The organism is Acerihabitans arboris, from assembly GCF_010131535.1.
Lineage (GTDB): Bacteria > Pseudomonadota > Gammaproteobacteria > Enterobacterales > Enterobacteriaceae > Acerihabitans > Acerihabitans arboris.
This window is the reverse complement of the sequence record NZ_WUBS01000017.1, coordinates 46,043-66,521: the sequence shown is the minus strand read 5'-3', so window position 1 is coordinate 66,521 and position 20,479 is coordinate 46,043. Positions and strand designations below refer to the sequence as shown.

Annotated in this window: 15 protein-coding genes; 7 read left to right on the top strand and 8 right to left on the bottom strand. The window is 57.4% G+C overall.

The features are described from left to right. Positions 1 to 120: 120 nt before the first annotated feature. Positions 121 to 3,000, top strand: a complete 2,880-nt coding sequence (gene rcsC / locus GRH90_RS21240; protein WP_162367966.1) for a two-component system sensor histidine kinase RcsC — start codon at positions 121 to 123, stop codon at positions 2,998 to 3,000. Positions 3,001 to 3,146: 146 nt separating this feature from the next. Here the strand turns inward: rcsC and rcsB are convergent, their stop codons facing one another. The 4 genes from rcsB to GRH90_RS21220 are packed head-to-tail and all read right to left on the bottom strand — an operon-like array spanning position 3,147 to position 8,120. Beyond that, a complete protein-coding gene (gene rcsB, locus GRH90_RS21235; RefSeq protein WP_162367965.1) occupies positions 3,147 to 3,797 on the bottom strand; it encodes a response regulator transcription factor RcsB in 651 nt (216 codons plus the stop codon). Between the two features lie 8 nt (positions 3,798 to 3,805). Continuing rightward, positions 3,806 to 6,517 (bottom strand): phosphotransferase RcsD, encoded by a 2,712-nt coding sequence (gene rcsD / locus GRH90_RS21230; protein WP_162367964.1) that lies wholly within the window; start codon positions 6,515 to 6,517, stop codon positions 3,806 to 3,808. A 25-nt stretch (positions 6,518 to 6,542) separates the two neighbouring features. After that, positions 6,543 to 7,691: an MFS transporter gene (locus GRH90_RS21225; protein WP_162367963.1), complete on the bottom strand. Its 1,149-nt coding sequence runs from the start codon at positions 7,689 to 7,691 to the stop codon at positions 6,543 to 6,545. Positions 7,692 to 7,748: 57 nt separating this feature from the next. After that, entirely contained in the window at positions 7,749 to 8,120 is a 372-nt protein-coding gene (locus GRH90_RS21220; RefSeq protein WP_162367962.1) for a DUF4186 domain-containing protein, read from the bottom strand. Positions 8,121 to 8,880: 760 nt separating this feature from the next. Here GRH90_RS21220 and ompC point away from each other — a divergent pair. The 3 genes from ompC (at position 8,881) to GRH90_RS21205 (ending at position 13,143) form a co-directional block, all read left to right on the top strand. Continuing rightward, positions 8,881 to 10,017, top strand: coding sequence for a porin OmpC (gene ompC / locus GRH90_RS21215; RefSeq protein ID WP_162367961.1), 1,137 nt, complete (start codon positions 8,881 to 8,883; stop codon positions 10,015 to 10,017). Positions 10,018 to 10,510: 493 nt separating this feature from the next. Next, positions 10,511 to 11,617: a porin gene (locus GRH90_RS21210; RefSeq protein ID WP_162367960.1), complete on the top strand. Its 1,107-nt coding sequence runs from the start codon at positions 10,511 to 10,513 to the stop codon at positions 11,615 to 11,617. 524 nt (positions 11,618 to 12,141) lie between these two features. Beyond that, a complete protein-coding gene (locus GRH90_RS21205) occupies positions 12,142 to 13,143 on the top strand; it encodes an ABC transporter substrate-binding protein (protein WP_162367959.1) in 1,002 nt (333 codons plus the stop codon). A 9-nt stretch (positions 13,144 to 13,152) separates the two neighbouring features. Here the strand turns inward: GRH90_RS21205 and GRH90_RS21200 are convergent, their stop codons facing one another. The 4 genes from GRH90_RS21200 to GRH90_RS21185 form a co-directional block, all read right to left on the bottom strand. Beyond that, positions 13,153 to 14,337 carry an iron-containing alcohol dehydrogenase family protein gene (locus GRH90_RS21200; RefSeq protein ID WP_162367958.1) on the bottom strand — a complete coding sequence of 395 codons (1,185 nt, stop codon included), beginning with the start codon at positions 14,335 to 14,337 and terminating at the stop codon, positions 13,153 to 13,155. A 75-nt stretch (positions 14,338 to 14,412) separates the two neighbouring features. Continuing rightward, on the bottom strand, positions 14,413 to 15,279 hold the full coding sequence (locus GRH90_RS21195; RefSeq protein WP_162367957.1) for an ABC transporter permease: 867 nt from the start codon (positions 15,277 to 15,279) through the stop codon (positions 14,413 to 14,415). A 40-nt stretch (positions 15,280 to 15,319) separates the two neighbouring features. Further along, a complete protein-coding gene (locus GRH90_RS21190; RefSeq protein ID WP_162368055.1) occupies positions 15,320 to 16,174 on the bottom strand; it encodes an ABC transporter ATP-binding protein in 855 nt (284 codons plus the stop codon). Between the two features lie 33 nt (positions 16,175 to 16,207). After that, on the bottom strand, positions 16,208 to 17,212 hold the full coding sequence (locus GRH90_RS21185; RefSeq protein ID WP_162367956.1) for an ABC transporter substrate-binding protein: 1,005 nt from the start codon (positions 17,210 to 17,212) through the stop codon (positions 16,208 to 16,210). A gap of 295 nt (positions 17,213 to 17,507) precedes the next feature. Here GRH90_RS21185 and GRH90_RS21180 point away from each other — a divergent pair, with 295 nt between their 5' ends. Genes GRH90_RS21180 through cuyB form a run of 3 tightly spaced genes read left to right on the top strand, consistent with a single transcriptional unit; the run spans position 17,508 to position 20,304 of the window. Continuing rightward, positions 17,508 to 18,542, top strand: coding sequence for a malate/lactate/ureidoglycolate dehydrogenase (locus GRH90_RS21180; RefSeq protein WP_162367955.1), 1,035 nt, complete (start codon positions 17,508 to 17,510; stop codon positions 18,540 to 18,542). A 32-nt stretch (positions 18,543 to 18,574) separates the two neighbouring features. Continuing rightward, positions 18,575 to 19,588 carry a D-cysteate sulfo-lyase gene (cuyA, locus tag GRH90_RS21175; RefSeq protein WP_162367954.1) on the top strand — a complete coding sequence of 338 codons (1,014 nt, stop codon included), beginning with the start codon at positions 18,575 to 18,577 and terminating at the stop codon, positions 19,586 to 19,588. After that, on the top strand, positions 19,585 to 20,304 hold the full coding sequence (gene cuyB, locus GRH90_RS21170) for a cysteate racemase (protein ID WP_162367953.1): 720 nt from the start codon (positions 19,585 to 19,587) through the stop codon (positions 20,302 to 20,304). The genes cuyA and cuyB overlap by 4 nt, the downstream gene beginning before the upstream one ends. Positions 20,305 to 20,479 lie beyond the last annotated feature (175 nt).

Genomic DNA, 20,479 nt, shown 5'->3' with positions numbered 1-20,479 from the left:
ATGCCGGGCGGCCCTGTCGCCCCGGAAAGCCAGCCGCCGCGCTGGCTTTTTTATAGGGTGCCGGTAGTGTAACGGCATACGACGGCCTCCGATTGAACACTATTACCGGAAGTGACTTTTTTGAAATACTTCTCATCATTTCGCACAACGGTAAAAATATCCCGCTATCTGTTTCGCACCCTGGCGTTACTGCTTTGGGCGCTGGGCGCGCTGCTATCGGCTTTTTACATTATCAGCCTGATGCACCAGCGTGAATCCGATTTGCGCCAGGAGTATTACACCGGCTACGGGCAGGCCCAGAACTATATCACCCGCTCCGCCTCCATTATGCGGGAAATAAAATACGTGGCGGAAAACCGGCTGAACGCCGGGCTGGCAGGGCTGGATATGCTTAACGGCGTTTTTGCCGGCAAAACCAGCCGGCCAGAATTTTCGCCGCTGTATCCCAATTCCGACTGTAGCCGCACCGGTACCGAATACCATAATGCCGTCGATTCCCTGAGCTATTTCCTCAGCTATTGGAAAGACAGTTTTTCCGATGCCTATGACCTTAACCGGGTGTTTTATATCAGCGGCGAAAGCCTGTGCATGGCGGATTTCAACTTCCGCAGCGCCTCGTCGGGCACCGCGGCCACGCTGCCAAAAAGCCTGCAGCAGCAGGTAACCAAATACCGTAACGCCCGGCAAAACGGACGCGAGGACGATCTGTACTGGGTGGTGCCTGGCTCGCGTGCCGGCGGCGGCTATTTCTACGTGTTAACCCCCATCTATGTTGCCAATAAGCTACAGGCGTTGCTGGGCATTGAACTGAGCATCCGGCTGGAGGATTTTTCCACCGCCAGCACCTTGCCTATTGGTGTCACCCTGGTGGATCAGAATAATACCCCGGTGATATCGCTGTCCGAAGGGGAGCGTAAAGCCTCGGCGCTGAGCGTGTATCCGGCGCAGGCCAGTTATTATGGTTATACCGATGGTTATAAAAACCTGGTGATGAAAAAAAGCCTGACCCCGTCGTCCCTGAGCATCGTTTATTCGCTGGCGCTGACGACGGTGGTGGAGAATTTCAAGTCGTTGATATTCAACGCCCTGCTGTTAAATCTGCTGTCGGCGACGCTGTTATTCATGCTGGCCTGGCTGTTTGAGCGCAAAATGTTTTCCCCGGCGGAAAAAAATGCCCTGCAGCTGGAGGAGAACGAGCAGTTCAACCGCAAAATTGTCGCGTCGGCGCCGGTCGGCATCTGCATCCTGCGCATCAGCGACGGCGCTAACCTCATCAGTAATGAACTGGCGCACAATTACCTCAGCCTGCTGACCTTCGAGGATCGGCAGCGCATTATCCATATCATCTGCGGCCAGCAGGTGAATTTTGTCGATGTGATGACCAGTAATAACACTAACCTGCAAATAAGCTTCGTTCATTCGCGCTACCTGAATGAAAATGTCGCCATCTGTGTGCTGGTGGATATCAGCGCCCGGGTGAGGATGGAGGAGTCTTTGCAGGAAATGGCGGCGGCGGCGGAGCAGACCAGCCAGGCGAAATCAATGTTCCTGGCCACCGTCAGCCATGAATTGCGCACGCCGCTGTACGGGATTATCGGCAATCTGGATTTAATCAAGACCAAGGCCCTGCCGGACGGCGTCGATCGCCTGGTGATGGCAATGGATAACTCTTCCGCGCTGTTACTGAACATTATCAGTGATATTCTCGATTTCTCGAAAATTGAATCCGAGCAGCTGAAGATTGAACCCCGGTGTTTTTCGCCGCGCGAGGTGGTCAGCCAGATTGCCGGCAATTACCTGTCGCTGGTGGTGAAAAAACGGCTGGGGCTGTACTGCTTTATCGATCCCGATGTGCCGCAGAACCTGCGCGGCGATCCGGTGCGCCTGCAGCAGGTGCTGTCGAACCTGCTGAACAATGCCATTAAATTCACCCGCAGCGGCTGTCTGTTGATCCGCGTCTACCGCCATGACGACTACCTGCTGTTCCAGGTCCGCGATACCGGGGTGGGCATCCAGCAGCGTGAACTGCTGCGGCTGTTCGACCCCTTTGTGCAACTGGGCGGCGGCGGTCAGCAGCAGTCCCACGGCACCGGCCTGGGGTTGGCGATTTGCGAAAAGCTGGTTAACCTGATGGACGGCGATATCGCCGTTGAGTCCGAGACCGGGCTGGGAAGCCAGTTTACCATCCGGCTGCCGCTTTACCAGGCGAGCTACGCCCCCCCGGTGCTGAGCAGCGATCTCTATGGGCGCGTATGCTGGCTGAGCGTGCGCAACGCGGCGCTGGAAATCTACCTGACCCGCCTGCTGGGCGCGGAGGGCATCCGGGTAAAACGTCATACCTGTCAGGACATCGGTTATGAATCGGTGTTTATTACCGATGACGAGCGCACCCCCGCCGTCCGTCCCCGCGTCTGGATCCGTTTTATGCTATCGCATATTGGCCCCGCGCAGGAAATGTCCGAGGGAGAGTGGTGGTTAAGCCCGGCCTTCGCCGACGCGCTGCCGCTGCTGCTGATTAAAATCTACCGTGGCGACCAGGCGCTGCTCCCGGCGCTGCCGTCACCGGCCGCCGTGCAGCAAACCGCCCAGGATCTGAATAACGATATCCGCATCCTGGTGGTGGACGATCATCCGATCAACCGCCGGCTGCTGGCGGATCAGCTTGAATCCCTGGGATATCAGGTGATCACCGCCAACGACGGGGTGGATGCGCTGGGAACGCTGCAAAAACAGTCGGTGGATATCATCCTGACCGATGTCAATATGCCGAATATGGACGGCTATCAGCTAACCCGCCGTTTACGCGGGCAGGGCGTCCGCCTGCCGGTAATCGGCGTTACCGCCAATGCCCTGGCGGAGGAAAAACAGCGCTGCCTGGATGCGGGCATGGATAGCTGTTTGTCCAAACCGGTTACCCTGAGCGTGCTCATGCCCACCCTGGCGCATTTCAGCCAGCTCACCCGCCAGCGGCGCCAACAGTCGCCCGCTGATGCCGGGTAATAGTCAATTGGACGGGTGATGACGCCATGTCGGATAAAACCGATGGGGCGCGGGCACCGGGGCGGGAAATGGGCTGAATGTCGGGCAAAGGCAAAAAAGTGCCGTATGGGCGGCGTAAAACGTCGCCCATGGCAAGGGATGGGGAATTATTCTTTATCCACCGGGGCCATGCTGACCGACGACAGATAATTAAGCAGCGCAATATCGTTTTCCACGCCCAGTTTCAGCATGGCCGATTTTTTCTGGCTGCTGATGGTCTTGATGCTGCGATTCAGCTTTTTGGCGATTTCCGTGACCAGGAATCCCTCGGCGAACAGCCGCAGCACTTCGCTCTCTTTCGGCGACAGGCGTTTATCGCCATAACCGCCGGCGCTTATCCGCTCAAGCAGTTTAGCCACGCTGTCCGGGGTATATTTTTTCCCCTTTTGCAGCGAAGCCAGCGCCTTGGGCAGATCGGTAGGCGCGCCTTGCTTAAGCACGATACCGTCGATATCCAGCTCCAGCACCGCGCTTAAAATGGCCGGATTGTTATTCATGGTCAATACGATGATCGCCAACTGCGGGTAATGGCGTTTGATATATTTAATCAGGGTAATGCCGTCGCCGTATTTCTCGCCGGGCATCGAAAGATCGGTCACCAGGACGTTGGCGTCCAGTTTGCTAAGGCTGTTGATTAACGAGGTGGAATCCTCAAATTCGCCAACCACTTTGACCCATTCAATGGATTCCAGTGATTTGCGAATGCCAAACAGGACTATCGGATGGTCATCGGCAATGATGACGTTCAGATTATTCATAATGTTGACTACCTTGCATGCTGTAGCAGTTTAATGACAAAAACATCAATTTGGTGGATATCGTTGCCGATTTTTGTATTATCATTTTGTATAGTAGCTTGTTTTATATGTTGTTCCAGGGTCTCACACAACAACTTGCCCGGGACCAGGTTCAGCATGGCAAAGACGCCTTTGAGGCGGTGCGCGGTCTGGGCCAGAGCGCTCAGGTCGCCGCTCTCGGCTTCAGTATACAGCCTCTTGACGTCATCGGGTACTGTATCGGCAAAGAGGGTAAAATAGTCGCTGGAAATCAGTTGCTCCAGGGCCGCTTCTTCGCCGTACGGCGCGGCCGGTTCCACGTCCCTGCCGTTATCGGTTTGCGCCAGCCTGAGCTCCATCAATTGTAGCATGCCGTCAAGCAGCGGCCCGCTCAGGTTGTAGTTTACCCGCAGACGGTGCGGCGCCAGCGTGGTAATCGCCGGTTCATCGCCGTGCAGCAACACGGCAAAATCTTCCAGCCGGTTAATATCGTCGGTCAGCAACAGATCGTGCTCCTGCACCAGGTGATGCTCATCGGGATACAGGCACTCCGCCCCCCACTGGGTCAGCATTTCGCTGACGATGACCCGCACTTCCTCATTGGCGATATCCAGCAGCACCAGGGTTTCGTCCAGGATGTCCTCCCGATCGTCCGCGTCGTCGCCGGTTTCCGCCAGCGGCAGCCGCAGCCTGACCCGATAACGGGTGCCGATATCGGCTTTGCTGTGGATATCCAGGCTGCCGCCCATCTTTTTGCATAATTGGGAGCAAAGGAACCAGGAGAGGGCGGATCCGCGCTGGTAATGATCTTCCTGCGCCCGGCTGACGAACGGCTGCTGCAGATTGGCCAGTTCCCCCGCGCTGATGCCGCTGCCGGTATCGCTGATGGTACACAGCAGGGTATCGGGACGGGAAGGGTCTTGATCAACCGATAAGGCAATCTTGCCGAACCGGGTACTGATAATGCTGTAATCCAGCAGCAGCGAGATGATTTTTTTTACCGCGCCGGCGTCGCCCATCTGCCGTTGGTTCAACGGCAAACGGTAGTGGTTATACAGGCTCAGGCCTTTTTGCCGCAGGGCGGGCAAACGCTCCACCAACAGGGCGTCGATAAGTTTTGGCAGGGAAAATACCTCGGGGACCGGTTGCCAGTCCTGGATTTCCAGCGCCGTGATCAGGCGCAGGTTGTCAAACAGCGCCGCCAGCCGTGACGACTCGTTTTTCAGCTCCGCCAGGCAACGTTCCCGGTCCTGGTCGGTGGCGGCGTTCGCCAGGGCATCGGTCAGTTCGTTAATCGCCACCAGCGGCTGGTTTAATTCATCCTGGAAGTTGGTCAGGATGGCGCGGCGGGCCTGGTGGTTTTTCGCCAGTTCCTGCTGCGCCTGCTGCAGCCTTTTATTCACCAGCACCTCTTTATCATGATCCAGTAGCTGGAACAGATAGGTTTCAGGGGACAGCTGGCTTTTGAACATGCGGATTTCGTAGACTTCGTTATTGACCGTCGCCTGGATGATGCCCTGGTGGCTTTCGGCCAGGTTGGCGATTTTTTGCAGGCTGAGATGGGGCAGCAGGTGATCGCCAATTTTGTTGCTGGCGACCAGGCTGTTATCGCTGAAGTTGTACACCAGCAAACCCAGGGGCAGGTTGGCTATCACTTCCTCGCCCAGGATGCGGTGGGATTTCAGCGCCTGCGCCATATTCTCGCGCGGCCGCAGGAAATGCTGGCGCACCAGGTAAATGCCCAGCAGCGAGAGAGCAATCAACAGCAGGTCAATGGCAAGCGGCCAAATATTGTTGCGCAGCAAATCAACGGTCAGGCTGCCCAGCGGCACGCGATAGACCAGGTTCAGCGGCGCATTGGCAAACTGCGCGGTGATGGCCAGCGTCGAGCCGGCTATCCGGTTGGTCACGGACTGCGCGTCTTGCTGCCCGTCGTCGGTGATGCCACTGGACTCATCGGCGGACACCAGGGAAAAATTGGCCCGCGCCATGTTCAGCGGGATGACATCGTTGATCGGCAGGTCAAAGGCGACAATGGTGGCGAGGTGTCCCGGCTGGTTGATGATAATCCGCTGGGTAAAGAAATAGTCGTTTTGGAAGCGGAACTTGCGCAGCGGCGAGAAACTTTCGCGCTCGTCGAGAATATTGGCCTGCTGCAGCATTTCGGCCCGGCGCGATTTGACCAAGGCGCTGATATAGCTGTCCTCGAACCGCGGCGCGATATCCCGCAGCGCCTGCGTGGAAATCAGCGTCAGGCTGTTATCGACGCCGTTGAGGTAAAACAGGGAATAATTATTGCTCTCGGCGCCCCACAGGATATCCAGGTAGTCGGACATCTTGACCGCCGTGGCCAGGGTGGCGTTCTCATGGGCGCCAAAGATCAGGCCGTCGGTTTTTTTATGCGGCTTTTCGATGTAAAACACCTCCGGACGCAGGCGGGTTTCGTGAATATTCCCCAACATAACGTCCGTCGCGCTGGTGCTGGAAGATTCGTCATAAAGCCGGTCCGCCACGAAACGGTAGGTATCGATGCGTTTTTGCAGCGCCAGGGTGATGGTGGCCATGCTGTGCTGTTTCTCAATGATATACGCATTGACGGCATGGAAACCGAACAGCCACAACGACAGCAGCAGTAATAAAATAAATACCAGCAGGCCGCGGGTCAGCGCCGCCGAGGTCAGGGTCAGGTTCTTAATTTGCATATGTGTTTTTCATCACCGGCTTTTTTTACCGGGTCACCCGACGCGCGCTCAGGGTGACCACCAGAAGTAACAATGCGACGCAGCCAAACGCGGCGAACAGGCTGGTCAAATGGGCAATAAAGCCAATCAGCGCCGGGCCGGCCAGGATGCCGGCGTAGCCGACGCCGGAAATAGCGGCCAGGGCCAGGTTGGGCGGCATATCGGTTTGCCTGCCCACCACGCTGAACAGCAGCGGCACCAGGTTCGACGCGCCCAATCCCACCAGCATGAAGCCCAGCAGCGTCACCGCCGGCTGGTCGATAAAAATAGCCAGCCCAATGCCGGCCGACGCGCACAGGCTGCCGGCCGCCAGGGTATGATAACGCCCAATGGCGTTGATCAGCCGGTCGCCGTTAAGCCGGCCGATGGTCATGGCGATGGAGAACAGGGCATATCCCAAGCCGCCCTTGGCGCTATCGAGCCCGCGCTCGACGGTCAGGAACAATGCGCTCCAGTCAAGCATGGCGCCTTCGGTTAAAAACAGGATGAAGCAGAGCAGTCCGATAAACATGACCTTGCCGCGCGGGCGCGCGAACAGCGGGCCGGGATCGTTTTCCTGGCGCTGCGACAGCAGGTCGCGCCCGGCATACAGCATTAAGGCGACGATCAGCAGGTCGGCGACGGCAATCGACCAAAACGGCGTACAGCCCAGCCACAGCAGGATGCTGACCAAACCGGCGCCGGCGATGCCGCCGATACTGAAAAACCCGTGAAATCCCGACATCATCGCCCGGCCGCTGGCTTTTTCCACCGCCACCGCCTGGATGTTCATACTGATATCCATCGCTCCCAGCCCGATACCGAACAGCAGCAGCGACAGGCCCAGCGAAACTAAGGTGTGCGTCAGCGCCAGGGCCGGCAGCGCCAGGCAGAGCAAAACGCCGGCGCCGATAATCAGCCGCTTGCAGCCCAGCCTGGCGGCCAGCGGCGCCGCCAGCGGCATGGCCATCAAGGAACCGATGCCCAGGCAAAGCAGCAACAGGCCGAGGGAGGCGTCGCCGATATCCAGGCGCAGCTTGGCGAAGGGCACCAGCGGCGCCCAGGCCGACATGCCGAAGCCGGCAATAAAGAACACAATACGTGTGGCGATGCGTACCGGCAGGGCGGCGTGCTGTGGTGTATCTACGGTCGTCATTAAGCTTCCTGAATATCCCGCCTGGAAATAGATAAAAGAAACGCAGTGCCGCGATCGTTAATCGATGCCGCCGCCCCGGCGTTCAAGCCATAACGCTATCAGCCGCACGACATAGTCTTGTTCAGCGGCGCCTAACGCTTGCCCCTTGGGGATGCCATGCCATTTTTCGAGACACCCCCGGCAGCAGGTGGCGGTGGCATGCTGGGCGACGAACGCCGGATGGCCGCGCCAGGGCGTCTGCTTACCGTCTTTGGCCGGCAGCGCCGGCGCCAGCCGGGCGGCGATAAAATCCCGCGCGTGGGAAAGCACGACCGCCGTACCTTTATTACGCAGGTAGGCCAGGTCTTTTTCATTGAGTCGGAATTTTGACCGGAAAGCGGATCGCTGTAAGCGATCCCAGATGATGTCGATATCCTGGTCTTGCCGCATGTGGTCTCCCGCTGTCCGGCGGCCATGGCGCAAGCGGCCACGGCCCCGGAAAATGACGGCATGAAGTGTACCATAATCAGGGCCTGATGACGAAGTGCGCCGTACAGGGCCGCGGGGACAAAAAGGCGTTAAATGCGTTTTAATGTGATTGATATCTGGTTTTTGTATTTTAGTTTTTTTTCGGCGGCGCTTATAAATAATGCGTGCCCGCGCTGATAAGTCGATATTTATCCAAAAACATTTTGCGAATATGCCCATCGGACAAAAATTATGTTTTATTTGCTAACATTTATTAATGGATATTAATAATTTATTTTGGCTCAAAAAAAAGCCGGGGAAGTCACCGGCGAGGGAAAAGATAAATAATGATGATAGGTAATGATGAGAGTAACAATGAAATTCAATGATGATAGCGTTGTTAATAATAGTCTAAAAATACAGCGCGTTTTGACACAAAGTGCTATTGCGGATTATCTTAAATAACTTATTGTTTTTTAATGAATAAAATATTAAATTTACCCATTTGTTGCGTTGGGTGACTATTTTTTATTGTTTGCTTAAAAGGCGATAAGTTCCCATGTGGTAACATGATTAAATATAAACTTTGCATTTTGAAACACTGTAAGCTATTTGGTATCATTTTAACGCTAGTATAATATCGCAATTATTGCAAAATGAAATGGCTTATCGAGACGTAATAAATCTTTTAAGCACTCCGAAACAATGGTGGCAAAGATAATAAATACTCGAGGATAAAAGAATGAAACTCCACGTTCTATCCCTGCTCATCCCTGCGTTGCTGGCAGCCGGTTCGGCCGGCGCCGCGGAAATCTACAATAAAGACGGTAATAAACTGGACCTGTACGGCTCGCTCCATGGCTTGCACTACTTCTCCGATAATAAAGGCAACGATGGCGACAAGACCTATACCCGTTTCGGCTTCAAAGGCGAGACCCAGATCAACGACCAGCTCACCGGCTACGGCCAGTGGGAATATGAAATCAAGGCCAACAATACCGAGGGCAGCGATTCCAACGACGGCAACCACACGCGCTATGGCTTCGCCGGCCTGAAATTTGGCGACTATGGTTCCTTTGACTACGGTCGTAATGACGGCGTGCTGTACGATGTCGCCGCCTTCACCGATATGCAGCCCGAATTCGACGGCTCCACCTACGGCGCCGATCAGTTTATGTTCCAGCGCACCAGCGGCGTGGCGACGTACCGCAATAATAATTTCTTCGGCCTGGTGGACGGCCTGAAATTTGCCCTGCAGTACCAGGGCAAGAATGCCGACCCGGAAGAGTCGGCCAACGGGCGAGACGTGCTGGGGCAAAACGGCGAAGGCTACGGCATGTCGCTAAGCTACGATCTCGGCATGGGCGTCAGCGCGGCGGGCGCATTTTTCAACTCGAAACGCACCGACGATCAAAACGGCGCCCGCACCTATAATACCATCATGGGACGCGGCGACCGGGCTGAAGGATACTCCGGCGGGTTAAAATACGATGCCAACCAGGTTTACGTGGCGGTCATGTTTACCCAGTCCTATAACGCGGCGCCTTTCGGCTCCAGTGATTCAAGCGTTTACGGTTACGCGAATAAAGCGCAGAGCTTCGAAGCCTATGCAGACTACAAATTCGACTTCGGACTGGTGCCGTTCGTCGGCTATAACCAGACCCGCGGCAAGGACCTGGGGCAGGGTGGCGACAACAATACCTACCAGAATGAAGATTTAGTGAAATTTGTCGATGTGGGCACCAGCTATTACTTCAATAAAAACCTCTCTACCTATGTAGATTACAAAATCAACCTGATGGATGACGATAACTTTACCGATGCCGCCGGTATCAATACCGACGACGTGGTCGCGTTAGGCTTGGTATATCAGTTCTGACGCCAGGGCGGAACGGGAGGCGCTTGCGTCCCGTTCCGTTTTTAATTTCATTATTAATAGTATAATTTATTCCTCCTGTTTTATGCCAGCAGCTAAACCTCAATTAAACGTCTTGCCGACAATACCGTTTTAATAAAAACATGACCAATAAGTGAGCATGCTAATCTAATTAGCGTGGTGGTTTTAATTTGGGCGCGATGAGGGGGTAAAATGATCCGGTATATTTTTAACTATATGATAAATTGATATTTATTACTTAATATTCAATGCGAAAATAATCTTTTTTCATCTAAATTTAAAAGCGATTTCATTTATTGTTTATTGAGGTTACAGCTTTAATATTTCCTTCGGTCGGTTGAATCGCTAAATTCAATTAGGTATTATCGCGACTCATGTCAGAAACTATTCTTTGAGCAGGTTGTTCTTGCCTGCCGTCAATCCGTTTATTGGCGTGGCAGTGGCGCAATGCACTATATACACCGAGGATATTATAATGAAACTATGTCTTAATTATGCCCTGATGCCGGTTTTAGTCTTTACCGGCGCGGCGGGCGCGGTCGAGATCTACAACAAGGACGGCCATAAGCTGGATTTGAACGGTACCTTGGCCGGGGTACATTATTTTAAAAATAATAATGTCGACACCGATCAATCCTATATGCGGTTCGGTTTTCTCGGTGAAACACAGGTCACCAACCAGCTGACCGGCTACGCCCAGTGGCAATACCAGGCTTTGCTGGATCAGGATGAAAAAGACGAATCCCGTGATATGACCACGCGTTTGGGATTTATCGGGCTGAAGTTCGGCGACTATGGATCGTTTGATTACGGTCGCAACTGGGGCGTGCTGTACGATGTGCTGTCCTGGACCGACCGGCTGCCGGAGTTTGGCGGCGACGCCTTCGGGGCGGACGATTACCTGTCCCAGCGGGCTAATAACCTGGCAACCTACCGTAATGCCGGCTTCTTTGGCCTGGTGGAAGGACTGGACGTGGCGCTGCAATACCAGGGGGCCAACGCCGCCGGTGAAAAAAAAGGCAAGGGTCGCGGGCTTAGCGCGGCCAACGGCAATGGCTATGGCATGTCTGCGACCTATGACCTGGGCCATGGCATCAGCGCCGCGGGCGCGTTCAGCAGCGCCAGCCGCACCGGCGGGCAGAAAAAGCTGGAATACGGCCGCGGTGGCGATAAGGTTAACGCCTACTCGGGCGCGCTAAAATATGACGCGCAAAACCTGTACTTAGCGGTGATGTATACCCAAAGCTACAACCTGGCGCGGTTTGGTGATTTCGAGGATGACGGCAAAATCAGCGGATTTGCGCACAAAGCCCAAACCCTGGAGGTGGTGGCGCAATATATGTTTGATTTCGGCCTCACCCCTTCATTGGCTTATCTCCAGACCACGGGTGTCGATATAGAAAAATACGGTCGTCAGCCTCTGAGAAAATACGTTGATGTCGGCGCCACCTATAGTTTCAATAAAAATCTGGCGGCTCATGTCGATTATCAAATCAACCTGCTGGACGGCAACGAGTTTAGCGAACGGGCGGATATCAAGCGTAATAATATCGTCGCGGTGGGAATGGTGTATCAGTTCTGACAGGGCAACTATACCATCGGGCCGGGCCTAGGTTCGGTGTCCGGTCCACGTTAGTAGCGGCAGGCCGGCATGCAGGCTATCCTGCCCGCACTGTGCCCGCCACCGGTCTGCTAACGGTGGCGCTGGCGAATCAGCGACTTCTTACGCGTTTCTTTAACAGCCATAACCAACGAAAATACCGCGATGCCGAGCAATACGGCGATGAGAATCAAATTCTGCATTGTCTTTGCCCTCTGTTATTTTTAATAAAAGAGGATTTTCCTTGAATCTGCCCCCGCCGGCTATCAGAGTATTCTGTTTACCAGTTAGAAATTCCGGCTGTTTAGTGCCATTCCGGGTGAAAGTAGCATTTTAAGCTAAAAACCCCGCTATATCCTTGTCATTTGTAACGGTTTAAAAACCACGACAAAAACGATGAGTATCCACTATTCTACATAGGTGGCGCGGCGGACATGCTCCGTTAGTCCACGTCGCGCATGACCCCGTCGGGGAACGGCCCCATCATGGCTTAAGGGAAAAGATTAATGAGACTATCTGCATTATTTCGTCGCGCGTCGCTCTGCGCAGCGGTACTGATGACGACGTTGGCCGCCGCCTTCGCGGCGCAGGCGGCGCCGACACCGGCCAAGGTCACCTTTGTCCAGGAATGGCCGGTGGCGGACGGCTTCTGGATCCCCTGGACGCTGGGTAAAGCCAAGGGCTTTTACCTGGAAGAAGGTATCGATCTGAATATCGTCGCGCCGCCCACGGTGGCCGATACCATGAAATTCCTCGGCACCGGCCGCGCCGACGTGGCGTTTACCACGGTGATGGATATTATCTTCGCCAAGGAGCAGGGCGCCCCGGTGATCGCCATCGGTCGCTATGGCAGCGGCAATAACTGGGGCATCTTTACCCCGCAGGGCCATCCGGTAACCGTCAGGGAGCTGAAAGGTAAGAAAATCGGCATCTATAACGACGCCTGGACCAAGGCACAGCTATCCCTGGTGCTGAAAAGCGCCGGCATGACGCTGGACGATGTGCAAATGGTCGCCGCCGCGGATGATACGGTGCCCCTGCTGCTGCAAAATCGTGTCGACGCCACCACCGGCATTACCAACGCCGAAGGAACGGAAATTGCCGTGACTACCGGGCAAAAACCGGAATTCCTGGCGGCCACGGCGCACGGCGTGCCCGATACGCCGATCTTTATGTTTGCCGGCAACCAGCAGTGGCTGAAGAAAAATCCCGAGTTGGCCAAGGCCTTTATGCGCGCCACCGCCAAAAGCATCCGTTATGCCATTGAGCATCCGGACGAGGGTACCGCGGCGTTTGCCGCCCAGTACAGCAAAGCCTACGATCCCGCTTTTGTGCAACAGCAGTGGCAGGACACCATGGCGATACTGGGTAAACCGGACAAGGATCAGCTCAGGCTGAACGACGACGCCTGGAGCGCGCTGCTGACCGCTATTACCGGGGTAGGCATCGTCAAGCAGACGCTGCCCGCCGCCCAATACTACACCAACGACTTCCTGCCGCAGGAATAAAGCGGGCGGTTATGCCCTGGCCCGCGTCCCGGCACGATATCCCGGGCGCGGCTCGAACAGCGCGGCGTTTGGCGCCGGTAGCGGGCTGAGCTGATCCCGCCCGGCATCGGGCTCGTCAAGCCGGGCGGTTTGCGCCAGCGCCCGCTCAATGCGCTCCGTGCCCAATGCAAAAGGCAGCCGCGCCGCGTTGTCCTGGGAAATCTTTATCCCCAGGGCAATCTGTTTAATCCGCTCGGCAACCGATCCGGCCACGCCCAGCTGACGCAGGGTCAGCGGCGTGGAAAACGATCTCAGCAACTGCAGTAAATGGTCCTGCGCCTGCGGCCGGTCCTCATCCAGGAAGGACTGGACCACCAGCCCGAATCCCACCAGTTCGCCATGCAAAAAACCATGCAGATCGGGATGGTAGGTCATGCTGTTGTGTACCGCATGGGCGATGCCGATGCGGGGAAATTCATCGCGCATGCTATTGGCCATGCCGGCCAGGGCAATCACCGCGTCCACCACCTTTACGAACACCGGCGTGGCGACGCCGGCCTCGTTATCGGCCAGCGCCTGCGCCCCCGACTGTTCAAAGATATCCAGCGCCAGCCTGGCCGCCTGCGCCTTGAGCGCCAGCGACAGGCTGCTGTCGTCCCGGCGCAGGTAAGGCTCGAACTCATACCATTTGGCCAGCGCGTCCACGATGCCGGCTTTCAGGTAGCGCACCGGCGTGGCGGCGATAATGCCGCTGTCCACCAGCACCCATTCCGGCGTGCGCTGCAAGGGCATGGAGTTCAGGTGGCCGCCGGCCTCGGTGTATAACACCGAGATGGGCGACCAGGCGGCGCAGGTGGCGGCAATGGTGGGCACGGTAATCAGCGGCAGCCGCCCGCTGGATTCGGCAATGCCCTTGGCCGTATCCAGCACTTTACCGCCGCCGATGCCGATAACCAGCCGGATGCCCTGGGCCGCCGCCTGCGCGCTAAAGGCGCCGATGGTGGCGCGAGTGCATTCGCCCTGTAGAAAATAGTGCTGGCAGCTAATGCCCTGGTCGCCGAAACTGGTCTCCAGGGCCTGCCGCGTCGCCTGCCAGGCGCGGGGACTGGTGATGATCATCACCCGATCGCGCGTTATCGGCGCGACAAATTCGCCGATGCGTTTAATCAGTCCCGCCTCGTTCAGGTAATTCTGGGGTGCTTTAACCACAATCACGATATGCGTCTCCTTATCCTGCCGACACGATCGGCGCGGGTCTGCGCCGATGCGCCCGGACACCAGGGTGCCAGGCTATTTCTGCATGCCCCACCGCTTGACGGTAACCCGCTCAAGCGTGGTAAAAATCAGGCCTTCGACCAATAAACCGATGATGATCACCGAGATCAGCCCGGCAAACACCCGGTCGGTATAGAGTTCGTTGCGATTCTGGAAAATGTACCAGCCCAAGCCGCCTTTACCGCTCGACGCGCCGAACACCAGCTCGGCGGCAATCAGGGTACGCCACGCAAAGGCCCAGCCGATTTTCAGGCCGGACAGGATGGAGGGCAGGGCGGCGGGGATCAGGATATGCCAGACGTACCGCAGGCCCCGTAGCCCGTAGTTGCGGCCGGTCATGCGCAGGGTGTCGGAAACGCCCAGGAAACCGGTATAGGTATTTACCGCCATCGGCCACATCACCGAATGCACCAGCACAAAAATCAGGCTGTTTTCCCCCAGGCCGAACCACAGCAGCGACAGCGGCAGCAGGGCGATGGCGGGCAAGGGGTTAAACATCGAGGTCAGGGTGCCTAATATATCCCGGCCGACGCGCGTCGATACCGCCAGCGAGCTTAACGCCAGCGCCAGCACGGTGCCGATCGCGTAGCCTTTTACCAGGGTGCCGAGCGACATGCCGATTTTGGCCGGCAGTTCCCCGCTGGCCATATCCTGCGCGAAGGCGGTAAAGGTCTGGATAAAACCGGGTAATAACAAATCATTGTTTTGCCAGCGGGCCGCGCCTTCCCACAGGGCAATCAGCACCAGCAGAATAACCGACTTGCGCAGCCAGGCCCGGTTCCACAGCCGCGTGGGCCACGGCAGCGGCGTTGCCAGGCTCAGCTCGGCAATCGGCGGCAGTTCCAGCTGATACTCTGGACGAATGGGTGGATGCATGCTCATGGCAGAAATTCCTGGCATTGTGGTGTTACATAAACAGCGATCACCTGGCGCCGCCGACGACTTTAAACCGGGGTTTGGCCACCGCGTCCCGGTCAGGCTGCGCCGCCGCGGGATCGCTGAACAACACATCGTGGATGCGCTGGGCGGTGTGCTGGAAGTCGCCGCCGCCAACATCGTTGATGCCGAACTGGTGACTATTGATCTCCGCCCGCACCCGGCCCGGATGAGGCGACAGCAGCAGTATGCGGCTGCCCACTACCAGCGCTTCCTCTATGGAATGGGTAACGAATAACAGCGTAAAGCGCACCTCTTCCCACAGCGCCAGTAGCTCTTCCTGCATTTTGCGCCGCGTCAGGGCGTCTAGGGCGGCGAAGGGTTCGTCCATCAGCAGCACCTTGGGTTCCATGGCCAGCGCCCGGGCAATGGCCACCCGCTGCTTCATGCCGCCCGACAGGGTATGAGGATAGGCGTCGGCAAAGGCCGCCAGGCCGACCTTGTCGAGGAAATAACCGGCACGCTCGCGGGCTTCCGCCCGCCGGGCCTTGCCGCTCGCCAGCAGCGGGAACATGACGTTTTCCAAGACGGTTTTCCAGGGCGGCAACTGATCGAATTCCTGAAACACCATCAGACGGTCCGGGCCAGGCTGCGTGACGCGTTCCCCATCCAGCATTATGCTGCCGCTCATGGCCGGCAGGAAACCGCCGACCGCCTTCAGCAGGCTCGATTTGCCGCAGCCCGACGGCCCGAGCAGCACGAACCGGTCGGCCGGAAAGACATCAAAACTGACATCATGGGTGGCCCGCACGACGCGATGGTGCGTGCGATATTCAAGATTCAACGCGCCGACCCGCAACAGCGGCGCGCCATCTGGAGCCTGCTGGATATGTAATGTCATCATGTGTTTCCTTTAACTCGGGATCCCGGCGACTCAACTGCCGGGCAGGGCGTAGGCTTCGGGGAAAAAGTAATCCTTCCACGAGCCGGCGCTGTTTTTCAGGATACCCAGCTCATGCAGTTTCTCCGCGTAAACAAAGGTCTTCTGCGGCGCGATGGTAAAGTCATTTTCCGGATCGTTGACAATCTTCTCGATAAGCTCCAGCGGCAGATGGGACTGCTCTACGCGGATATAGGTCTTGGCCGCCGCGTTTTTATCCGCTTTGATAATCTGCTCCGCCTCGGCCAGGGCGTCGAAAAAAGCACGGTAGGTCTTCGGGTTTTCGTCATGGAACTTTTCGGTGGCGTACAGCAGGTTAAAACTGCCTTTGCCGCCGAGCACATCGTAAGAGCTCAGGATCTTATGGATATTGGGATGTTCCAGCGCCTGGTACTGGAACGGCGGGCTGGAGAAATGAGCGGTGATTTCCGCGCCGCCGGAGATAAGCGCGCTGGTGGCGTCGGGATGCGGCAGGCTGAGGGTAATGTTATCGAATTTTTTATATTCCGCGTTGCCGTACAGGCGGGCGGTTTCGATTTGCAGGGTGCGGGATTGAAAACCCACCCCGGCGGCGGGAACGGCGATCCGGTCTTTATCGGTCAAATCGCGAACGCTTTTCACCGCCGGATTATTGCTCAGCAGATAGTTGGGCATCGAGCCGAGCGCGGCCACCGCCTTGACATTCTGTTTGCCGCGCGTACGGTCCCACACGGTCAGCGCCGGCGGCACCCCGGCGGAAGCCACGTCCAGCGCGCCGGTCAGCAAAGCCTCGTTCATCGCGGTGGCGCCGGAGATGCTATGCCAGTCCACCTTGATGTCCAGGCCCTGTTCTTTACCGTGTTTCTCAATCAGCTTCTGGTCGCGCACCACATCCAGGATCAGATAACCGATGCCAAACTGCTGCGCGATACTGATGGTTCCCTCCGCCCGCGCCGGGGCAGTGCCAAACAATAAACCGAAGGCGGCAACAATGCCGATGCCTTTAAAAAGTGCATTCATTCATGTTATCCCAAAATAGTGAGGCATATTATTCGCTCTATCATAAATTGATGCGACCCAAATTGTTAAAGTGTTTTTTGGAATAAATTAGAAGCAGATGTTTATGCGATATTTGACTTTATTTAGTTTATTTTCGGCATTGGTAAAATTGGCCTAAAGTTAATTTTCGTCTATCCATAGTTAATTCTTGTCGTTTGGCGACAAGTTCTTCGGCGATATAGTGACGACAACCACGCAGGGCAATAACGCCATGCCAAATAGAGTTATACACCGCCTTAAGGCAGGAGAATAAAACGTGCCGATTTTCCAGCACCCCTTTTTAAGAGACTATGTCGCCGCCCGGCTGACGGATATCCAGGTTACGCCGGACGTGGCCGCCACGGTGGCGGATAACCTGGTGGACGCCTGCCTGAAAGGCCATGACTCCCACGGCGTGACCATGCTGCCGCGTTATATTGCCGCCATAAGCGAAGGCGGGCTGCGTCCCCAGGCCCAGGCCGTGGTGACCCTTGACGCCGGCGCCGTGCTGTCGTTTAACGGCGGCCAGGGTTTCGGCCAGGTCGTGGGCCGTCAGGCGATAACCGCCGGCATAGCGCGGGCAAAGGAATATGGCGTGGCGGTGATCGGCCTGGCCGATGCCCACCATCTTGGCCGTATCGGCGCCTGGGCGGAACAGGCGGCACGGGCCGGGCTGGTTTCCATCCACTTCGCCAATGTCAACAGCCGCTCGCCGGTGATGCCCTGGCAGGGACAACAGCCGCGCCTGGGCACCAACCCTTTTTGCGTCGGCATTCCGGTTGCGGACGGCCGCCATCCGCTGATCCTGGATTTTGCCACCAGTATTATCGCCGGCAATAAGGCGCGGCTGGCCTGGAACGCCGGCCGGCCGTTGGCCCCGGGCTGTATTGTCGACGATCGGGGCCAGCCCGCCGTCGATCCGCGCTGGCTGATGACGGAACCTTTCGGCGCGCTGCTGCCGTTCGGCGAACACAAAGGGTCCGGCCTGTCGGTGGTCTGTTCGCTGCTGGGCGCGGCGCTGACCGGCGGCATGACCGAGCGGCATGACAACCGTGATAAAAAGCGCATCCTCAACAGCATGCTGTCGATTATCATCGACCCGGAAAAACTGGGGGGGGCGGGCAATTATCAACAGGAGATCGCCGGCCTGCTGGATTGGGTGCGCAGTTCCCGCGAGGATGGAGCCTTATTATTGCCCGGGGATGCCGAGCAGGAAAAATATGAACAACGACTGCGCGAGGGTATTGACATCGACGCTACCAGCTGGGCGCAGTTAGCCGCCCTGGAAAAACAGGGCGCCGCGACTTTTTGATTCTTCTCTTTCATTAATCCAGGAAAACTATTATGCATCTGGCCCGTTTCCCACGCCTGGCCTTAGGCCAGTTCCCGACACCCTTGGAGGCGTTACCCAATTTAAGCCGTTACCTTGGCGGCCCGACCCTGTATATCAAACGTGACGATAATACCGGCCTGGCCAGCGGCGGCAATAAAACGCGCAAACTGGAGTTCCTGCTGGCCGACGCCGTACGCCAGGAGGCCGATGTGATCATTACCCAGGGAGCGACGCAATCCAATCATGTGCGCCAGACTATCGCCGGCGCCGCTAAACTCGGCCTGAAAACCCAGGTGCTGCTGGAGACGCGGGTGGATAAATTCGGCGAGGAATACCAGCGTTCCGGCAATATATTGTTGGATAACCTGCTTGGCGGCACCATCGTCGAACATCTGCCGGCCGGCACCGATATGCAACTGGCCATGGAAAACCTGGCCGACAACCTGCGCGCCCAGGGCCGCCGGCCCTACGTGATCCCGGGCGGCGGTTCCAACGCCATCGGCGCGCTCGGCTATGTCGCCTGCGCCGAAGAACTGCTTTACCAGTCCAGCCAACAGCGGCTGCGTATTGATCATATCGTCCATGCCACCGGCAGCACCGGCACCCAGGCCGGACTGCTCAGCGGCCTGGAGGCCAGCAACAGCGGCATTCCGGTACTGGGCATCAGCGTGCGCGCGCCCAAGGCCAGGCAGGAGGAAAATGTCTACGCGCTGGCCGCGCGCACCTGGCAGCTGCTGGGCGCACGCGGCGAACTGGACCGCGCCCGGGTGGCGGTTAACAGCGACTATGTGGGCGAAGGCTACGGCCTGCCTACCGCGGGCACCCTGGAAGCCCTGCGGCTGCTGGCCCGGCTGGAGGGCATTCTATTAGATCCCGTCTATACCGGCAAAGGCATGGCGGGGCTTATCGATCTGATCCGCAAAGGGCAGTTCAAACAGGGTGAAAACGTGGTGTTTATCCATACCGGCGGTTCGGCGGGGCTGTTCGGCTATCGCCAGCTGCTGGAGCAACAGGCGGCGCAATGAGTCCATTCCTGTTGGGGATCCTGGGCGGCATGGGGCCGCTGGCCACCGTCGATCTGATGCAAAAAATCATCCAGGAAACCCCCGCGCAACGCGATCAGGAGCATGCGCCGGTGGTGGCCTGGAATGTGCCGCAAATCGCCGACCGGCAGCAGGCGCTGGCAGGCTTAGGCCCGTCGCCGCTGCCGGATTTGCTGTATGGCCTGGCGCAGCTTAACCGGGCCGGCGCCAGCCATATACTGATCGCCTGCAATACCGCCCACCACTGGTACGCGGCGCTAGCGGCGGCCAGCCGGGCGCCGCTGCTGCATATCGCCGACGCCACCATGGATAGCCTGCGACCGGTGCAGGGCGAGCGCATCGGGTTAATCGCCACCCAGGGCACGCTGGACGCCGGCTGGTTCCAGCAGCGCATAACCGCGCTCGGCGGCCAGACGCTGGCGCCTTTGCCGGAGGAAATGCGCGCGTGGTTTGTGCCCGGCTGTTACGCGGTAAAACGCGGCGAACTGCGTAAAGGGGGCGAGCTGTTGTCCCTGCTGGCCGCGTCGCTGACGGAGCGCGGCGCCGGGCGCTTGATTCTTGCCTGCACCGAGGTGCCGCCGGCGCTGGCGGCCATCGACTCGCCTTGGCAATCGATCGGCATTGATCCGACCCGGGCGCTGGCGCGGGCCGCCGCGCGGCTGTGGCGGGATCACCGGGATCGCGCGGCCATGGCGTAAATTCCCCGGCGGCCTTCCCCCGCCGGCATCCCCGGCAAACCCGCGCCAATGATATGAGCTCCCCGCCGTTTCCCCGCGCCTGTTTCCTTATCCCGGCTCGTCAATACGCCCGCCCGGCAAACATGCCTTGGGGGCAAAGCAGGTCTTGGCCTTTAGAGCTAAAAAGCAGAAGCTT

Bases quoted from the DNA above. Each gene is read 5' to 3' on its own strand.
- rcsB (WP_162367965.1), bottom strand. From the start codon at position 3,797: ATGAATAATCTGAACGTCATCATTGCCGATGACCATCCGATAGTCCTG.
- rcsD (WP_162367964.1), bottom strand. From the start codon at position 6,517: ATGCAAATTAAGAACCTGACCCTGACCTCGGCGGCGCTGACCCGCGGC.
- GRH90_RS21225 (WP_162367963.1), bottom strand. From the start codon at position 7,691: ATGACGACCGTAGATACACCACAGCACGCCGCCCTGCCGGTACGCATC.
- GRH90_RS21220 (WP_162367962.1), bottom strand. From the start codon at position 8,120: ATGCGGCAAGACCAGGATATCGACATCATCTGGGATCGCTTACAGCGA.
- ompC (WP_162367961.1), top strand. From the start codon at position 8,881: ATGAAACTCCACGTTCTATCCCTGCTCATCCCTGCGTTGCTGGCAGCC.
- GRH90_RS21210 (WP_162367960.1), top strand. From the start codon at position 10,511: ATGAAACTATGTCTTAATTATGCCCTGATGCCGGTTTTAGTCTTTACC.
- GRH90_RS21205 (WP_162367959.1), top strand. From the start codon at position 12,142: ATGAGACTATCTGCATTATTTCGTCGCGCGTCGCTCTGCGCAGCGGTA.
- GRH90_RS21195 (WP_162367957.1), bottom strand. From the start codon at position 15,279: ATGAGCATGCATCCACCCATTCGTCCAGAGTATCAGCTGGAACTGCCG.
- GRH90_RS21190 (WP_162368055.1), bottom strand. From the start codon at position 16,174: ATGACATTACATATCCAGCAGGCTCCAGATGGCGCGCCGCTGTTGCGG.
- GRH90_RS21185 (WP_162367956.1), bottom strand. From the start codon at position 17,212: ATGAATGCACTTTTTAAAGGCATCGGCATTGTTGCCGCCTTCGGTTTA.
- cuyA (WP_162367954.1), top strand. From the start codon at position 18,575: ATGCATCTGGCCCGTTTCCCACGCCTGGCCTTAGGCCAGTTCCCGACA.
- cuyB (WP_162367953.1), top strand. From the start codon at position 19,585: ATGAGTCCATTCCTGTTGGGGATCCTGGGCGGCATGGGGCCGCTGGCC.